We start from the raw sequence: 15,306 nt of genomic DNA, 5'->3' as shown, positions 1-15,306 counted from the left end.
CCGCCATGCTGAAACACGAAGCCACGGGGCCGGACGCCGCCGGTGAGTTCCAGGTCACCTACCAGACCCCCGGGTGTGGCGTTCCCACGGTTGCCTGCTGCGGCATGCGCACCCGTGGCGCCGCCGACACCGAGGCCAAGCGACGCAACGATGCGCAGCTGAATCGTGAGCGCGCCGTGCAGGCCGATGCCATTGCGCGCGGCCTGCGCACGATCCACCCGGATCTCGAACAGCAGTAACGATCACAAACGGGGCAGCGGATGCGCATCCGCGATCGGTGAATCCAGCCCGCCGGTCAAGCCCCGACCCTACACAGTATGGCTGGAGGAGGTTGGAAGATGGGCAGTACCAAGCAAATGGAAGTGGCAGGTCGCAAGTGAAGAGGCCGTCATTTCAGTTTTACCCCGCCGACTGGCGGAACAACTCCAAGCTGCGCCGCTGCTCCGAGGCCGCGCGTGGCGCCTGGGTGGACGTCATGTGCGTCCTGCACGATTCCGACGAATACGGCGTTTGCCGCTGGCCGTTGGAAGAGCTCGCGCGCGCCGCCGGAGTGTCGCTGAAACTGGCGCGCGAGCTGGTTGCCAAGGACGTATTGAAGGGCGCCGATAAGAACGCCGCCGATTACATCTTCACACCACGCCATGCTGGCAAAGCTGGTGAGCCTGTGGTGCTGGTCGTTGCAGGGGCGGGACCGTGCTGGTATTGCAGCCGCTTCGTGCGCGACGAATACGTGCGTCTACGTCGGGGCCAAAGCACTCGATTCAGCGAAAACAACCAACCACCCAAGGGTGGCGCGAGCGGTGGGCCCAACCCACAACCAAAGGATGGAGACACGGGGGAACCGAAATACCCACCAAACCAAGCACCGAAGCAGTCACCAAAGCCCCCCATTGGTGGGCGGCATGGTGACGGCCCTACATCTACATCTACATCTAAGAACATAAATACCCCCATACCCCCTGACGGGGGCTCGTCGTCTCGCAAGCGATCTGCGATCTCGTTCCCGGCGTTTGTCGCGGAGTGCAGGGCGGCCGGCGTGAAGCCGATCCCCGATGACGACGGGGTATTCCGCTATGCGGAGCAGGCCGGGATACCGCATGACTTCCTGCGCTTGCAGTGGCTCGAGTTCAAGGACCGCTACTCGCTCCCGGACGCCAAGCGCTACAAGGCTTGGGCGACCGTGTTCGGCAAGTCGGTGCGGGGCAACTGGTTCAAGCTCTGGTACGCCACGAACGAAGGCACGTATGCCTTGACCACCACCGGCATACAGGCCGAAAACGCGCACAAGGAAATCGCATGAACATGTCGGACCAGCAATACCTCGAAGACCACACAGCGGCCGTCCGCGCCGAGCAGGCCGTGCTGGGCGGGCTGCTGCTCGACAACGACGCGCTCGACCGCATCGACCTGGTGTCGGCGAACTTCTACCGCCCGGACCATCGCCTGATCTTCGAGGAGATCGTGCGTCAGGTGGCTAGCCGGCGCGCCGCCGACCCGATCACCGTTTTCGAAGCCCTGGGCAGCAAGGTCGAAGACTGCCTGCCGTACCTGACGAGGCTGCGCGCCTCGGCGGTCAGTTCCGTGAACATCGGGCGCCACGCCGAGATCGTGAGCGACAAGGCCCGCAAGCGGGCGCTGGGCGTGCTGGCCGTGGAAATGCAGGAACTGGCCCACTCGTTTCAGCCGGCGGCCGTGTGCGTGGATTTGGTGGCTTCCAAGCTCGAAGCGCTGGCCCAGCAGAAGACGGATGAGGAGCCGAAGTTGATGTCGGAGACCCTGGGCGAGTACCTGGGCGTGCTGCAAGCGCGGCTGAACGGCGAGATCAAGCCTGTGGCCACCGGCCACCGCGACCTCGACGACCGCCTCGACGGCGGCCTGGAGCGCGGCACGCTCACCGTGGTTGCTGGCCGGCCCGGCATGGGCAAAACCGCTTTCGGCCTTGGCATCGCTCGGAACATCGCCCGCGACGGCGGCGTCGCGCTGTTCCTGAGCATGGAAATGTCGCGCACGCAGGTCACCGACCGCAATGTTTCCGCCATCGCGCGTGTCCCGCTGGGCTGGCTGCGCAAGCCTGGGGAGGGGCGCCTCGACACCCCGCACTGGGATGCGGTTACGCACAGCGTCGCCGTAGCGCGCGACATGCGCCTGTTCATCGACGACAAGACCGGCTTAAACATGCTCGAGATCCGCGCCAAGGCGCGCAGCGTGAAGCGCAAGGCCGGCGGCCAGCTGGACGTGGTGGTGGTGGACCAGTTGAGCTTCATCACCGGCGGGAAGGCCGAAAGGGAATACATGGTGATCGGCGAATACACGCGCGCCCTGGTGGCGCTGTCCAAAGAGCTAGACACCGCGGTGATTTTGCTCTGCCAGCTGAACCGCGACTGTGAAAAGCGCCCGGACAAGCGCCCGCTGCCGTCGGACCTGGGCATGAGCGGCAGCATCGAGCAGGACGCCGCGAACATCATGCTGCTGTACCGGGACGAGGTGTACAACCCCGACTCGAACGATAAGGGAATCTGCGAAGTGAACTCGGCGAAGCAGCGGCAGGGCCAGCCCGGCACAGTCGCCTTGGCTTACATCGGCAGCCAGACGCGGTTCGAGGATTTGCAGTATCCATGGCGCAAGCACGTGCCTGAGGAAAAGCCGGCCCGCAAGAGGAAAGGCTTTGAATGATAACCACCAGAACCAGCACCAGCACCACCAGCACCACCAGCACCACCAGCACCACCAGCACCACCAAACCAAAGCCACAGGGAGCAGTAACAAATGGAACAGCAATCGAAGGATCTTCAGCGGCTGAGCAAGGAAGGCGCGAGCATGCCGTGCCGCGTGCGCGCGGCGCTGGCCGCCGCACCTAACCACCGACTTCAGGGCTACCGTCTGGCGGCAGCTGCAGGCATCAGCACGCGCGACTTCAACAAGCGCGCGGCCGAGATGGTGGCTCGCGAGTACATCAGCCGCGAGAAGGTCCGCGATGCTGGGCACGCGTACTACTGGTACAGCCTCGACGACGCCCAGCTCCACCGCGCGCGCTTGGTGGCCGCGCTGGCCAGCGCCGAAGCGACGGCCACCGGCGCGCTGGTGGTCGAGGAGGTCGATCTGTCCGGGCGCTTGAACTTCCTCCGCAAGCTGAACGAACAAACCGTGTTCAGCGGCCATGCCGTGCTGACTGCCATCATCGGAGATTACGAGCGTACCGCGCGGCTGCGCAAGGCAGCGGCGGCGGGTGCGCAAAAAGAGCGGGCGGCCCGGCGCGCCGGCGCCTGACGCAGCACCAACAACTGAAATACAGGGAAACCATGAGCAGCGTGATTCAGAAATACACCCGAGCGCTCGGCGCATCGAACCTGCGCGACGATGCGCAGCACCACCAGACCGAGGTGCTGGCGGCTGCCGCGCTGTGCCGCGACCTGGGCACGAAATTGTTCCGCGTGAAGTACGCCGGCGACGCCAGCAGCTACTCGGCGCTGCTCGACGCCTGGCGCGAGATCGTGAAGACCAAGGCAGCTCACCGGACGTGGCCGGCTGACGTGAGCCCAGCCAAGGTGGCGCGCCTGTCGCTCGATCACTGGCTGAACGACGTGTGCCCGGCCTGCACCGGGCGCGGCTATGAAGCGGTGCGTGGCCAGCCAACGGTGCTGTCGGACGTTGCATGTCGAGCCTGCGCTGGCGGCGGCACACGCGCTGTGCAGGCCCAGCACAAGCTGCAGCACCTGGTCGAGGATATGGTCGAGGCGCTGAACGCGATGTCGGCGCACGCCGCTGGCCAGACAATGAAGCGGCTAGCTAAGGAGGTTGAATTTTGAGAATTTAGGATCAGTAGGCATTGGGTTAAATTGCTGAGCGCTCACTAAACGCTCAGCGCGCTTCAATTTAATTGAGGCTTTCGCACAATGGTAAGTTCCGAACAAAAAAGCCACAGAAACTGGAGCTAGAGCGAACACGAATTGAATTGAAAGTTGTTTCCATGTCCATCCAAGCAGTGGAAGCACCGCAATAGCGTAGCTTAGGCCGAATCCAATCAGGTATAATTTTTGCAACCTATCTCGTCTGGATGGTTTGGCATACATAGGCCTAAAATCTATCTGATATTTACTATTGCCGGGTGTGTAGATGAGGAGGTCCCGAGCTATAACGTAATCACTGAGTACGCTCTCATGATTTTTGAAAGTTAATAGAAACTCAATTTCCTTATAGGGAATAGAAGTGGTCCCGGCTATAGCGTGGAAACCCTTCTGCCGAGCGTGCGGATGCATATCAGGAGTAGCATCAAGATCCTCAAAGAACGTTTTTGCGAACTTATACTCCTCGCGAAGGCTGTTGCGACTGCCGAAAAAAATTTCTTTGTTAGCCCGCCAAATCAGGACCAATCCACCCACAAAGGATGTTACTGCAGCAGCTATTTTTGCGATTTCATAAAAGTCCAATTTGTTATTCGCCTGAAATGTAGGGTTGCACTGTGTGTAAACACAGGTATATAATCGTTGCACTGCGCGCCTTGTGATTCATCCGGCCGCATAACTTAGCAGCGCGCACTTGCGCAAAGCGGGGCAGCGGCTAACCTTGAGCCGAGACCTTAATCGGGTCGTCACGCCTTGAGATTTTACGTTGCCCACTTCGCAGATAGCCCTGGGGCACATCGAAGCCCGCCCCGAAAGGATCGCGGGCTTCTGTCATTTCTGAGCTTGGATTAGACGAGCGAGACGTTGAGCGATTTGCCCAGCGCCTTCGCTGCCTGCTCGACGAATTCAATTTTTGACGAGTGATCCAGATCAAATAGGCGGTCTACCTGCGGAGTGTGCACGTCAAGCAGTCGCGCCAGGTCGGCCTTGCGCATTTTGCGTGCGTGCATCTCGTTCCACAACAAGACCTTCGCGGTTTCAAGCGCCGGCAAGGCGACGACGGCATCGCCGGCGCTCGCTGGCGATGGCAGCGGAACAGGGCGACGCTCATCGAAATAGATCGACAGTGCGGTTTCCAGCGCATCGACTGCCTGGATCATCGCGTCTTCTTTATCGTCGCCGACCGAGTTCGCTTCGGGGAAATCAGGAAAGCCGACCAGGAACGTGCCGTTCGTGTCGGGGGTAAGGGTAATTGGATAATTCAGCATTTTGATGCTCCTTGGGAGGGATTAAGTAGATAGTGCTACTTACTTAGGTAGTTATTTTATTTGCTTTATTTCAGGGACTCATACAGCAAGATAGAAAACCCCTTTCGGGGCTTTCTTACTTCAGACCAAGGTCTTTCTTAATCTTCTCAACCAGCCCCGTCCCTATCTCTTTCGCTCCATGGTCCGGGAAGACTGTTGATCTGCCATTAAGAAGTACCTTGTGATGGCTTCCTTTGCCCGGGGTGATTACCGCACCCTGTTTGAGCAGCCAACGCCGGAACTCGCTGTACTTCATACATCCCCTTATGTGTGTCAGTGGTTCGATAATACAACACAAGTGTTGTATTATCAAGGGTATTTGAAACATATTTGTTGTTATTTGAAGGCGCGCAATGACTGAGACTACCCGCCCGGCGAAGCAGACCATCCGCGAGTATCTTGAGCGCCGCACGCACGCACCGCTGGAGCCGTCGCCCACGCCCGACGAGATACGCCGGCTGCTCGGCTGACACCTGATACCTGCGCTGCGCCAGCCAGACCGCGACGACCGCGACTGACCTGGCCAGCACCACCGTTCCCTTGTTGGACCCTTTGCCACCGTCTGTGATTCCCGCTGAGCTATACGGCGGTGGCCTTTTTATTCAAGGTAGCTATGCCAAGTGTTGACCTTCGCGGCATCTTCATCCTGGGCGCATTGCTCGGTACCGCGTTCGCGGGCGTCATTGCCGGCGCCTTGGTGCTGGCCTGGCCGCATGTGTGGGGCTGGCTAAAGCCGCTTTTGCACGCGGCGACGACATGAAGCAGCACCACTACCGCGACCTGATCCGCCGCGCCGTGCTGTCCAACGACGGCAAGCAGCTCGATCTGCTGGCCGTGCAGCTTAACGATGCTCAGCGCGCCCGCGAGATTCTACGTGCCAAGGGCTACGGCAACACCGGCACGAGCGCCAGCGCCACAGCTGCGCAAGTGCCGAACGCGCCGCGCAGTTAATTTCAATTCGCAACACAAGCTGGCCGCCCTGAGCGGCCGTTTTTATTTGAGGTACACATGACCGTTCGCCTATTGAAGCCGTACGCCCAGCGCCCAGCCAACGCTATCGTCACCTTTGATGCTGGCGTGGAGGTTGGCCTCATCGCTGCCGGCAAGGCTACGGCCGATTTGACCGGGGGCGTGCGATATTTTATGCCGCGACCAGGTTTGGTCTTGCAGGCCAAGCAGGTTGCGGTGGGGGCGGTTGCCCTGCAAGCGGAGGAGCAGACAACGATCACACTGCCGGAGGGGCAGGTGCTGCTGATCAGCGCGGCTGCTTCGACTGCGGGAGCGGTGTCGCGCGCCGGTAGTTCCGATACCTGGTCGGTCGCTGCTGGCGCGCTGGCGCCGATCGGGCCGTACGCCGGCATGCAGCGCTTTTTGATTACCTGCACCACCGGTGCGATTGCTGCCACCGTCCGCGAAGCTGTGCTTGCCGCAACGGGTGCCGCTGTCGCGACCATTGCCGGTACAGGTGTTGTTGGCCAGCCGCTGACAGCGACGCTGCCAGCTGGCGTTGTCGGCACGCTGCAATTTACCAAAGCGCTCAAAGCATCGCCGTTCACGAAATCGAATATCTCCGGCGCCGTGGCCAACGCCGTCAACAGCTTGAGCTACACGGTCCAGGCGGCTGACGCGCTCTACAACATCGGGTGCGATGCATCGAGCACGGTGGCCTCGTCGAATGTAATTGCTGCGCTGGCCGGGGCTGCCACGGCCCCCGGCCAGCCGGCGAAACCAGTTCTGACTGCTATGGCTGGCGCCGTGAGCGTCGCGTGGACGCCTGGCGCCGCAGGCAGCACAGCTACCACCGGGAATATCTGGACCGACATCAACGGCAACGTCACGCAGCTGACGACGAATCCGCAGACGATCACCGCTCCGGCCGGCACGCCGTACACCGGCACGGTATCGACCGTGAATGCGCAGGGCGCGGGGCCGGCGTCAGCGCAGGCTGATGCCGTCACGCCCACTGCGGTGCCAAGCATCGTGCCGTTCGACAGCACGGCGGCATTTCCCGCTGGCCAGCAGGTCACGTATGCCGGCGGCCTGTACACGTTCACCGCCGCGCATCCTGCCGGGAACTGGACCGGTGCCGACGTGACGTACAACGGCCAGAGCGGCACCCGCGCGCTCAACACCGTGGGCATGAGCAAGCCACTCGGCGTGGTTAGCTCGTTCACGTCCGGCGGCATGGACACCACCACGACGACAGCCCCCAGCGGCTCGCGCGGCGGCAAGTGCCAGATGGAGGCGCCGTTCACGAAATTGCGCGTGATGCGCTACCAGCGCGAGGCGGCGCCTACCCGTGGGTTCGCGATTTCGGTCGCCTCGACCGAGACCGACAGCGCGTCGAGCATTTCGAATGCTGTTGATCCGATCGTCGGCGGCGTGCCGTACAGCGTTCCTCGCGCAAGCTCGCCGTACGGCTTTGCTCGCGCGACCTGGAACGGCCAACCCCGATCACCAGTGCAGCCGCCTGCCGGCGTCAGCTCGCCAGGGCAGGGCTACGTCACTCATATGAGCACGGCGATCTCCGACTGGGTGGACTGCGCCAGCGTGCCGCCGCTCAACAACAAACTGCCGATGGTCGTTTTCCGATACAACGGCTTGGCCAATGCCGGCGACGTGGGCTCAAACGCCAACCAAGGTACCCTGGGCGCCATGTACAACGCCTACATCAACGGCACCGCGACCGGACGCTTCCTCGTCGCGCCAAGCGTAGGCGCTGGCGACCACGTGGCCGATCCCACGCTCTCGCGCGCGGGCGCTACGATGTACGACCCGACGCAGTACAACACCGGCATCTGGCAGAATATCGCATTCTGCGCCGAGCACGGCATCCCTACCAGGGTGGTTGCAGGCTTCGGTGATTCGATCACTGAGGGCTATTCCTGGTGGCAGAACGCGGTCTACACGCTCAGCACGCAGAAAGCACCTTGCTATGTGGTTAATTTTGGCTGCAGCACGAACCGCGCAGCGCAGTACCTGGAGCTGCTGAAGACCCAGCTGCGGGAGGAAAACTACATCACCGACGTGCTGCTGCCATCGTTCTCGCCGAACGAAGTGCAAGCAATGACCAGCGCGCTGGCCGACGGCTTCATCGCCGGCCTGCAAGACGCCATCGAGCTGTGCAGGGTGTACAACAAGCGGTTGTACATCTGGACCAGCTACGCAGCCAAGACGACCCGCTACGCTGGCAACAGCACGGCCGTGAACGCGATCAAGAAGATCAACGACTGGGTGCGCACGGAGGCGGCCAAGCAGGGCGCGCAGTTCAACCTGATCGAGATCGAAAACGGCTGGGACAACGCCAGCATGATCGTCACCGCGAACAGCGACAACACGCACCCGAACGCCACGGCCGGCATCCCATACATGACCTCGCGCTGCCTGCCAGCCATCCAACTCGGAGCCTAAACCATGCCAATCGCAACTATCAGCATCCCGGCATTGGTCGGCAAGGCCACCAGCGTGGCTGGCTCGTTCACCACCGATGCCAACCCAGAGGTGGCGACCACCACCACGGCAGATGCCACCGCAAACCAGACAGCGCTGACGGTGGTCAGTACGGCCGGTTTCGAATCGGCTGCCGATTACCTGACACTGGCCGGCGCCGGCCTGAACGGAGCCGACGCCAACATCCAGGTAACTGCCCTGGGCGTGTCGGGCGTGAACGCTGCCACTCGGCTCACCATTCCCGGGTTCTCCATCAAGACCACTGCACCTTCGGGAGCAGCAGTTAGCAGATGGAACCGGATCGCCCTCACGGCGCGCCCGAAGCATGTGCGCATCACGCGCCGCGACAACGGCGACTGGATGGACTGGACCGATGGCATGGAGCCGTTCAGCGCGAACACCTCGTTCGGCGGCGTGGCCGCGCTGCTTGCGAAGGCGATGCTGTGTCAGCCAGGGGCCATTCACATTGCCCCGGGCATCCTGGTCGCCTCGCAGACATACGACATCGTGATCGACTACTGACCATGGCGCCAAATACTGGAGCGCAGACCCTGGCATGCACTCATTAAAGCTCAAGTCCCTCAAGCCGCAGGTGCAGCAGCTGCGCAGCGCGCTCCCGACTCTCCAGCCCACGTCGTGGCGCTCGGATAAGCAGAGCAGCACCGCGCGCGGCTATGGCTACAAATGGCAGCAAGCCCGTGCCGGCTATCTCGCGAAGCACCCGCTGTGCGTGTATTGCGAACGCGAAGGCCGCGTGACGGTCGCTACCGTAGTCGATCACCGTGTACCGCACCGAGGCGACATGAAACTGTTCTGGGATAGGGCGAACTGGCAGGGACTCTGCGCGGCCCACCACAGCGGCGACAAGCAGCGCGAAGAAGCAATGATGGGTGACGTGATCGATGGTCGCGAACTTGTGCGCGAAGTGCCGGAGCGCGGGCTGCTGCGCAATGATGATAATTAGCAACGTTGCATGATGGAATGGCCGGGGGGGGTAGAAGTTTGCCGCCCCTTGCCGTCTAGACCACTCGGTACCTCACGCGCAAAAAAATTCCCCTCAGGAGGTGGGGTGTTAATGGAATTAACAGGCAAGCACCGGCTGTTCGCGGACGCGGTTCTTGCCGGGATGTCGAACAAGGATGCTGCAATCGCGGCGGGCTACAGCGAGAAAACGGCCGGTCCTGCTGGTTCGCGCCTGGCAAAAAACTCGAACGTTGCAGCATTTATCAAGAAATACAAGAAGGTGGGGGCGCCGACGCCACCGCCGCCGCCGGCGCCAGCGCCGCGCGCGACGTTCGATGTGAAACAGGCGATTACGTTTTCCGACCCGCTGGACTTTTTGAGAGCTGCGATGAACGATCCGGCCGCCAGCGATAAACTGCGCGTCGAAGCCGCGAAAGCTCTGGCGCCGTTCGTTCACGCGCGCAAGGGCGAGTCCAGCAAGAGGGACGAGGCAAAAGATAGGGCGAAGACGGCCGCCAGCGGCAAGTACGTGGCTCGGCAGGGGCCTAAATTGGTATCGAGTCGATGACGCAGCTTGTGGAGTGGACCACCGCGTGCCTGGACTGGGAGCGGAGGATCGTAGCGCGCGAGTCTCTGATTGTGTCGCAGCCGCTTTTTCCTGAAGAGGCCGACGCCGCTTGGGACATTTGCGGCGGGTTTCAGATTGCCGACATTGGCGGTGCAACTGTCGAGGAAGCGTCGAGACCCTGGATCAAGGAATTGGTTCGCGCCATCTTCGGCGCTTACGATGCCGAGCAGAATCGCCGGCACATCAACGAATTCTTCTTGATGGTCAGCAAGAAGAACGCGAAGAGCACCATTGCTGCGGACATCATGCTGGGCGCGTTGATGCTGAACGGTCGCCAGTCGGCCGAATTGCTGATCCTATCGCCGACGAAGGAAATCGCCGACAACAGCTACAAGCCGATCGCGGACATGATCAAGGCGGACGAAGACCTGTCGGCGCTGTTGAAGGTGCAGGACTACTTCCGCCTGATCACGCACCTCGAAACAGGCGCCACGCTAAAAGTTGTGGCTGCCGACAGCGATACGGTCAGCGGCAAAAAGGCCAGCTACGTGTTCGTCGACGAGCTGCACGAGTTTGGTAAGCAGCCCAAGGCCAGCAACATGCTGCTCGAAGCCACCGGAGGCCTTGCATCGAGGCCCGAGGGCTTCGTGATCTACGCTACGACGCAGTCGGCGGAGCCGCCGGCAGGCGTGTTCAAAGCCAAGCTGGACTACGCCCGCAAGGTGCGCGACGGGAAGGTGGTGGACCGCAAGTTCCTGCCGCTGATTTATGAATTCCCCAAGGCTATGCTCGAGAGCGGCGAGTACCGCGATCTGAACAACGCCTACATCACGAATCCGAACTGGGGCGCGTCGGTCGATATCGAGCGCATCACGCAGCTGCACGCCCAGGCGCTCGAACAGGGGGAGAAGGAGTTCAAAGAATTCCTTGCGAAGCACCTGAACGTTGAGATTGGGCTCAATCTGCGGTCTGACCGCTGGGCTGGCGCCGACTTCTGGGAGAAGGCAGCTATCCCGGTGTTCACCCTGGACGAACTGATTTCGCGCTGCGAGGTCGCCACGGTTGGCATCGACGGTGGTGGCCTGGACGATCTGCTCGGCCTGTCGGTGACCGGGCGCGAGCGCGGCAGCGGCCGGTTGCTGGCATGGTTCCATGCGTGGGCACACGAGATCGCGCTGGAGCGTCGCAAGGAAATTGCACCGGCTCTACTCGATTTCGTAAAACAGGGCGATCTCACCATCGTGAAGGTACCGGGCGACGACGTCATCGAGGTTGCCGACTTCGTCTGCCAGGTGAACGACGCCGGCCTGCTGCCGGAAAAGGTCGGTATTGGTGTCGATGCCGCCGGCATCATCGATATCGTGACCGAGTTGGTAAGCGAAGAGCGTGGCATCACGATGGAGCAGATTATCTCCATCCGGCAGGGGTATTCGCTCAACGGCGCCATCAAAACAACTGAGCGCGGCGTGGCGGCGCGCACGCTGGTGCACGCCGGACGGCCGATGATGAATTGGTGCGTGAGCAACGCCCGCATCGAAGACAAAGGCAACGCCATCCTGGTGACGAAAGCTGCTTCCGGCAAAGCGAAGATCGATCCGCTGATGGCACTGTTCAACGCGGTATCGCTGATGGCGCTGAATCCCGCAGGGAAGGGGAACTCGGTCTACGAGACGCGCGGCATTCGAATGATTTAAGGAACTCATGGGTATTTTCGCTTTTTTCCGGGGCAGTTCGGAGCCGGAGGCTTTTGCTCACCCGTCCGAACCGCAACTGGCCCAATCGCCAGTGCCGCCGACCAGTGAAAGCCTGGCGCGCCCCAGCGCGGCGGCCGGCACACTGTTCTCAGGTTTGGACGACCCTGACCTGATGGCGTACATGCGCGCCGGCGCCGAGACCGCATCGGGCGCCTACATCAGCGCTTCGAAGGCGTTGCAAAATATGGCGCTGCTGCGTTGCGTGACGTTGATTTCCGAGTCAATCGGGATGCTGCCGCTCAATCTGCTCGAGCGAGGTGACGAGAAGGCGCACGCGACAGACCACCCGCTCTACAAGGTGCTCAAGCGCCGGCCGAACAGCTGGCAGACGCCATACGAATTCAAGTCGCTGCTCCAGGGGCATGTTCTGCAGCACGGGAACGCCTACGCGAGGATCATCCGGTCGCGCGGCGAGGTCACAGCGCTGATCCCCATGCATCCGACCCGCACGGCGCCGAAGCAGAATGATGACTGGAGCCTCACCTACACCTATACGCGTGAGAACGGCACAACGCTGGATCTTTCAGGCGCCGATGTGCTTCACCTTCGCGACCTGTCGGACGATGGAATTGTCGGCCTCTCCCGGGTCAAGCTGGCCAAGGAAGCACTGGGTATTGCGCAGCAGGCTGAGCGCGCTGCGGCGCGATTGTTTAAAAACGGCGTGATGGCCGGCGGCTCGCTGGCGTCGCCCAATTCGCTGAGCGATCAGGCCTACAAGCGCCTGCAGGATTCTCTCGAAGGCAAGAGCGGCGCAGATCAGGCGCATAAGTGGATGATCCTCGAGGAAGGGCTGAAAGCTGAGAAATGGGCCGCCTCTGCCTCCGATTCGCAGCACCTGGAAAACCGGAATCATCAAATCGAAGAGGTGGCGCGCGCGTTCGGCGTGCCGCGTCCCTTGCTGATGATGGACGACACCTCGTGGGGCAGTGGCATCGAGCAGCTGGCCATCTTCTTCGTCCAGTACGCCCTGCAACACTGGTTCACCGTCTGGGAGGAAGCGGCGGCGCGATCGCTGCTAACGTCGGCCGAGGCCAACACGTATTACGTGAAATTCAATGAGCGAGCGCTGCTACGGGGAACCTTGAAGGACCAGGCGGAGTACTTCGCCAAAGCGCTGGGTTCCGGCGGCCACGCCCCATGGATGGCGCAAAACGAGGTGCGAGATCTGCAGGACATGCCGCGCTCGAGCGACCCCGGCGTCGATACCGTCCGCCCACCAAACACATCAAGCACAAGGACTACCAATGAGCCTGCTAAACCTGCCTGAAATCAGCGCCTCAGCCAAGTTGGGCGCCGTTCAGTTTGACATGCGCCCGGATGCGCTGGAGCGCTGGGAGCCTTCGATTCGCGCCGCGAGCGAGGACGCCGCGTCGATCTCGATCTATGACCGCATCGGTGATTCGTACGACGGTGAGGGCGTCACGGCCAAGCGCATTGCCGCGGTGCTGCGCAACATCGGCGCGCGTGACGTCACCGTCAACGTGAATTCGCCTGGCGGCGACTTTTTCCAAGGCGTGGCGATCTATAACCTGCTCCGTGAGCACAAGGCAAAAGTGACGGTGAAGGTGATGGGCATCGCCGCCTCCGCCGCCTCGGTCATCGCCATGGCTGGCGACGAAATTCTGATGGGCGACGGTGCGTTCCTGATGATCCACAACGCCTGGGCCATGGCGGTCGGCAACAGGCACGACATGGCTGCCGCCGCCGAGAAGCTGGCGCCGTTCGATGCCGCCATGGCGCAGGTCTACGCGGCGCGCTCCGGCCAGTCGGTCGCCGCTGCTGCCGCGATGATGGATAAAGAGACCTGGATCGGCGCCGCGCAGGCCGTCAAGGACGGCTTCGCCAGCGGCGTAATCGATCGCAGCGAAGTGTCCGACGAACCGGGCGCCCACGCCAACGCGAAGTATCTCGCAATTGTTGAAGCATCGATGGCGCGCGCCGGACACTCCAGTACCGTACGCCGCGAGGCCATCCAATCCCTTTTTTCTGGCACGCCGGGCGCTGCCGAAAAAGGTGTCAAACCCAGCGTTGACACCGAAATCGCAGCTTCGCTGCAAACCCTGATCAACCAAATGAAAGGTAATGTATGAACAAAGCAATGATCGCCAGCGTCCTGATCGCGCATGCTGTGGCAGCCCACGCTGGCCATGCCCACCAAGCTGTGCCGCGAGGTATCGTGTCGGTGCAGGCGGAAGCCGGCAGCACCGAGGTCAAGGCCATGGTGGAGGCCGTCAATAAGGCCTTCGCTGACTTCAAGGCCGAACACAACAAGCAGCTCGACGAAGTGAAAAAAGGCCAGGCCGATGCGCTCCAGGCACTTAAGGTTGATCGCATCAATGCCGATATTGAGAAGCTGCAAGCTGCAGTAGACGATGCCAACCTGAAAATCGCAGCCGCGCAGATGAACGGCGGCGCGGCCGGCCTGAAAGACAAGGAATACTCCGAAGCTTTCAGCGCGCATTTCCGCAAGGGTGATGTCCAGGCCGCGTTGAACAAAGGCGCCGCGCAGGAAGGCGGCTACCTGGCGCCCGTGGAATGGGACCGCAGCATCACCGATCGTATGGTGGTGGTCTCGCCGATGCGCGCGCTGTGCGCTGTCCAGAACATCAGCACGAACGGCTTCAGCAAGCTGTTCAACAATCGCGGCACTACGTCGGGCTGGGTGGGCGAGACCGGCGCGCGTAACCAGACGGCTACGCCGACGTTCGGCAGCATGACCTACAACACGGGCGAGCTGTACGCGAATCCTGCTGCGACCCAGCAGATGCTCGACGACGCAGCCATCAATCTCGAGGCGTGGCTCGCCGGCGAAGTGGAAACCGAGTTCTCCCTGCAGGAGGGCGTCGCTTTCCTGACCGGCAACGGCGACAACAAGCCCAACGGCCTGCTGACCTACATCACCGGCGGCTCGAACGCCGCCGCCCACCCATGGGGCGACATCAAGACCGTGAAGAGCGGCGCCGCAGCTGCGCTGACCGCCGACGGCTTGATCGACCTGGTGCACGAATTGCCTGGCGAGTACACCGGCCAGGCGCGCGCGATCATGAACCGCAACACTCAAAAAGCGATCCGCAAACTGAAAGACGGCGAAGGCAACTACCTGTGGCAGCCATCCTTCCAGGCCGGCGCGCCGGCAACCTTGCTCGGTTACGGCATCTCCGAAGTGGCCGGCATGCCTGACGTCGCTGCGAATTCCAAGCCGATCGTCTTCGGCGATTTCAAACGCGGTTACCTGATCGTGGATCGGGTGGGTGTTCGCGTGCTGCGCGATCCGTTCACCAACAAGCCATACATCCACTTCTACACCACCAAGCGCGTCGGCGGCGGCCTGCTCAATCCTGACGTGCTCAAAGCGCTTACGGTGGCCGCATAACTTTTTTATCAATCATCCGCCCGGCCTCGCGCCGGGCTGTCAAGGAGCT

Annotated in this window: 17 protein-coding genes; 14 read left to right on the top strand and 3 right to left on the bottom strand. The window is 61.7% G+C overall.

Features of this window, described 5'->3' with window-relative positions:
• Window positions 1-5: 5 nt before the first annotated feature.
• From ASF61_RS21300 to ASF61_RS21275, 5 genes are all read left to right on the top strand, one after another.
• Window positions 6-239, top strand: a complete 234-nt coding sequence (locus tag ASF61_RS21300; protein WP_056160659.1) for a hypothetical protein — start codon at window positions 6-8, stop codon at window positions 237-239.
• Window positions 240-475: 236 nt separating this feature from the next.
• Window positions 476-1,300 (top strand): hypothetical protein, encoded by an 825-nt coding sequence (locus ASF61_RS23530; protein WP_156369677.1) that lies wholly within the window; start codon window positions 476-478, stop codon window positions 1,298-1,300.
• The gene (locus ASF61_RS21285) at window positions 1,297-2,673 is read left to right on the top strand and encodes a replicative DNA helicase (RefSeq protein ID WP_056160652.1); all 1,377 of its coding nucleotides are present in this window, start codon (window positions 1,297-1,299) and stop codon (window positions 2,671-2,673) included. The genes ASF61_RS23530 and ASF61_RS21285 overlap by 4 nt, the downstream gene beginning before the upstream one ends.
• Before the next feature lie 93 nt (window positions 2,674-2,766).
• Window positions 2,767-3,267 (top strand): hypothetical protein, encoded by a 501-nt coding sequence (locus ASF61_RS21280; protein ID WP_056160650.1) that lies wholly within the window; start codon window positions 2,767-2,769, stop codon window positions 3,265-3,267.
• A gap of 32 nt (window positions 3,268-3,299) precedes the next feature.
• Window positions 3,300-3,806 carry a hypothetical protein gene (locus tag ASF61_RS21275; protein WP_056160648.1) on the top strand — a complete coding sequence of 169 codons (507 nt, stop codon included), beginning with the start codon at window positions 3,300-3,302 and terminating at the stop codon, window positions 3,804-3,806.
• Here the strand turns inward: ASF61_RS21275 and ASF61_RS23525 are convergent.
• The 3 genes from ASF61_RS23525 to ASF61_RS23015 form a co-directional block, all read right to left on the bottom strand.
• Window positions 3,783-4,427, bottom strand: coding sequence for a hypothetical protein (locus tag ASF61_RS23525; RefSeq protein ID WP_156369676.1), 645 nt, complete (start codon window positions 4,425-4,427; stop codon window positions 3,783-3,785). The two genes, ASF61_RS21275 and ASF61_RS23525, sit on opposite strands and share 24 nt — an antisense overlap.
• A gap of 263 nt (window positions 4,428-4,690) precedes the next feature.
• A complete protein-coding gene (locus tag ASF61_RS21270) occupies window positions 4,691-5,110 on the bottom strand; it encodes a type II toxin-antitoxin system HicB family antitoxin (protein ID WP_056160645.1) in 420 nt (139 codons plus the stop codon).
• 115 nt (window positions 5,111-5,225) lie between these two features.
• Window positions 5,226-5,405, bottom strand: coding sequence for a type II toxin-antitoxin system HicA family toxin (locus ASF61_RS23015; RefSeq protein WP_082491868.1), 180 nt, complete (start codon window positions 5,403-5,405; stop codon window positions 5,226-5,228).
• Window positions 5,406-5,905: 500 nt separating this feature from the next.
• On the opposite strand from ASF61_RS23015, the gene ASF61_RS21265 reads away from it, so the two are divergent.
• The 9 genes from ASF61_RS21265 to ASF61_RS21225 all read left to right on the top strand — a co-directional run bounded on the left by ASF61_RS21265 (window position 5,906) and on the right by ASF61_RS21225 (window position 15,257).
• Complete coding sequence (locus ASF61_RS21265; RefSeq protein ID WP_056160642.1) at window positions 5,906-6,100, top strand: hypothetical protein; 195 nt, start codon at window positions 5,906-5,908, stop codon at window positions 6,098-6,100.
• Between the two features lie 57 nt (window positions 6,101-6,157).
• A complete protein-coding gene (locus tag ASF61_RS21260; RefSeq protein WP_156369675.1) occupies window positions 6,158-8,560 on the top strand; it encodes an SGNH/GDSL hydrolase family protein in 2,403 nt (800 codons plus the stop codon).
• A 3-nt stretch (window positions 8,561-8,563) separates the two neighbouring features.
• Window positions 8,564-9,121 (top strand): hypothetical protein, encoded by a 558-nt coding sequence (locus ASF61_RS21255; protein ID WP_156369674.1) that lies wholly within the window; start codon window positions 8,564-8,566, stop codon window positions 9,119-9,121.
• A gap of 34 nt (window positions 9,122-9,155) precedes the next feature.
• Window positions 9,156-9,563: an HNH endonuclease signature motif containing protein gene (locus ASF61_RS23010; protein ID WP_229205960.1), complete on the top strand. Its 408-nt coding sequence runs from the start codon at window positions 9,156-9,158 to the stop codon at window positions 9,561-9,563.
• Window positions 9,564-9,674: 111 nt separating this feature from the next.
• A complete protein-coding gene (locus ASF61_RS21245) occupies window positions 9,675-10,130 on the top strand; it encodes a terminase small subunit (protein ID WP_056160634.1) in 456 nt (151 codons plus the stop codon).
• The gene (locus ASF61_RS21240; protein WP_229205959.1) at window positions 10,127-11,824 is read left to right on the top strand and encodes a terminase large subunit; all 1,698 of its coding nucleotides are present in this window, start codon (window positions 10,127-10,129) and stop codon (window positions 11,822-11,824) included. Before ASF61_RS21245 ends, ASF61_RS21240 begins: the two co-directional genes overlap by 4 nt.
• Before the next feature lie 7 nt (window positions 11,825-11,831).
• Window positions 11,832-13,151, top strand: coding sequence for a phage portal protein (locus ASF61_RS21235; RefSeq protein ID WP_056160632.1), 1,320 nt, complete (start codon window positions 11,832-11,834; stop codon window positions 13,149-13,151).
• The gene (locus ASF61_RS21230) at window positions 13,129-13,974 is read left to right on the top strand and encodes a head maturation protease, ClpP-related (RefSeq protein ID WP_056160631.1); all 846 of its coding nucleotides are present in this window, start codon (window positions 13,129-13,131) and stop codon (window positions 13,972-13,974) included. Before ASF61_RS21235 ends, ASF61_RS21230 begins: the two co-directional genes overlap by 23 nt.
• 8 nt (window positions 13,975-13,982) lie before the next feature.
• Entirely contained in the window at window positions 13,983-15,257 is a 1,275-nt protein-coding gene (locus tag ASF61_RS21225) for a phage major capsid protein (RefSeq protein WP_373994569.1), read from the top strand.
• Window positions 15,258-15,306 lie beyond the last annotated feature (49 nt).

It is taken from the genome of Duganella sp. Leaf126 (assembly GCF_001423125.1).
Classification (GTDB): Bacteria; Pseudomonadota; Gammaproteobacteria; order Burkholderiales; family Burkholderiaceae_D; genus Rugamonas.
The sequence above is the reverse complement of the archived record's forward strand: the minus strand, read 5'-3'. Positions and strand labels throughout refer to the sequence as shown.

What these genes read in the sequence shown, in the direction of transcription:
- ASF61_RS21225 (WP_373994569.1), top strand. Translation starts at nt 13,983, where the DNA reads ATGATCGCCAGCGTCCTGATCGCGCATGCTGTGGCAGCCCACGCTGGC.
- ASF61_RS21230 (WP_056160631.1), top strand. Translation starts at nt 13,129, where the DNA reads ATGAGCCTGCTAAACCTGCCTGAAATCAGCGCCTCAGCCAAGTTGGGC.
- ASF61_RS21285 (WP_056160652.1), top strand. Translation starts at nt 1,297, where the DNA reads ATGAACATGTCGGACCAGCAATACCTCGAAGACCACACAGCGGCCGTC.
- ASF61_RS23015 (WP_082491868.1), bottom strand. Translation starts at nt 5,405, where the DNA reads ATGAAGTACAGCGAGTTCCGGCGTTGGCTGCTCAAACAGGGTGCGGTA.
- ASF61_RS21280 (WP_056160650.1), top strand. Translation starts at nt 2,767, where the DNA reads ATGGAACAGCAATCGAAGGATCTTCAGCGGCTGAGCAAGGAAGGCGCG.
- ASF61_RS21265 (WP_056160642.1), top strand. Translation starts at nt 5,906, where the DNA reads ATGAAGCAGCACCACTACCGCGACCTGATCCGCCGCGCCGTGCTGTCC.
- ASF61_RS21245 (WP_056160634.1), top strand. Translation starts at nt 9,675, where the DNA reads ATGGAATTAACAGGCAAGCACCGGCTGTTCGCGGACGCGGTTCTTGCC.
- ASF61_RS21260 (WP_156369675.1), top strand. Translation starts at nt 6,158, where the DNA reads ATGACCGTTCGCCTATTGAAGCCGTACGCCCAGCGCCCAGCCAACGCT.
- ASF61_RS23530 (WP_156369677.1), top strand. Translation starts at nt 476, where the DNA reads ATGTGCGTCCTGCACGATTCCGACGAATACGGCGTTTGCCGCTGGCCG.
- ASF61_RS21300 (WP_056160659.1), top strand. Translation starts at nt 6, where the DNA reads ATGCTGAAACACGAAGCCACGGGGCCGGACGCCGCCGGTGAGTTCCAG.
- ASF61_RS21270 (WP_056160645.1), bottom strand. Translation starts at nt 5,110, where the DNA reads ATGCTGAATTATCCAATTACCCTTACCCCCGACACGAACGGCACGTTC.
- ASF61_RS21235 (WP_056160632.1), top strand. Translation starts at nt 11,832, where the DNA reads ATGGGTATTTTCGCTTTTTTCCGGGGCAGTTCGGAGCCGGAGGCTTTT.
- ASF61_RS23010 (WP_229205960.1), top strand. Translation starts at nt 9,156, where the DNA reads ATGCACTCATTAAAGCTCAAGTCCCTCAAGCCGCAGGTGCAGCAGCTG.
- ASF61_RS21240 (WP_229205959.1), top strand. Translation starts at nt 10,127, where the DNA reads ATGACGCAGCTTGTGGAGTGGACCACCGCGTGCCTGGACTGGGAGCGG.
- ASF61_RS21255 (WP_156369674.1), top strand. Translation starts at nt 8,564, where the DNA reads ATGCCAATCGCAACTATCAGCATCCCGGCATTGGTCGGCAAGGCCACC.
- ASF61_RS21275 (WP_056160648.1), top strand. Translation starts at nt 3,300, where the DNA reads ATGAGCAGCGTGATTCAGAAATACACCCGAGCGCTCGGCGCATCGAAC.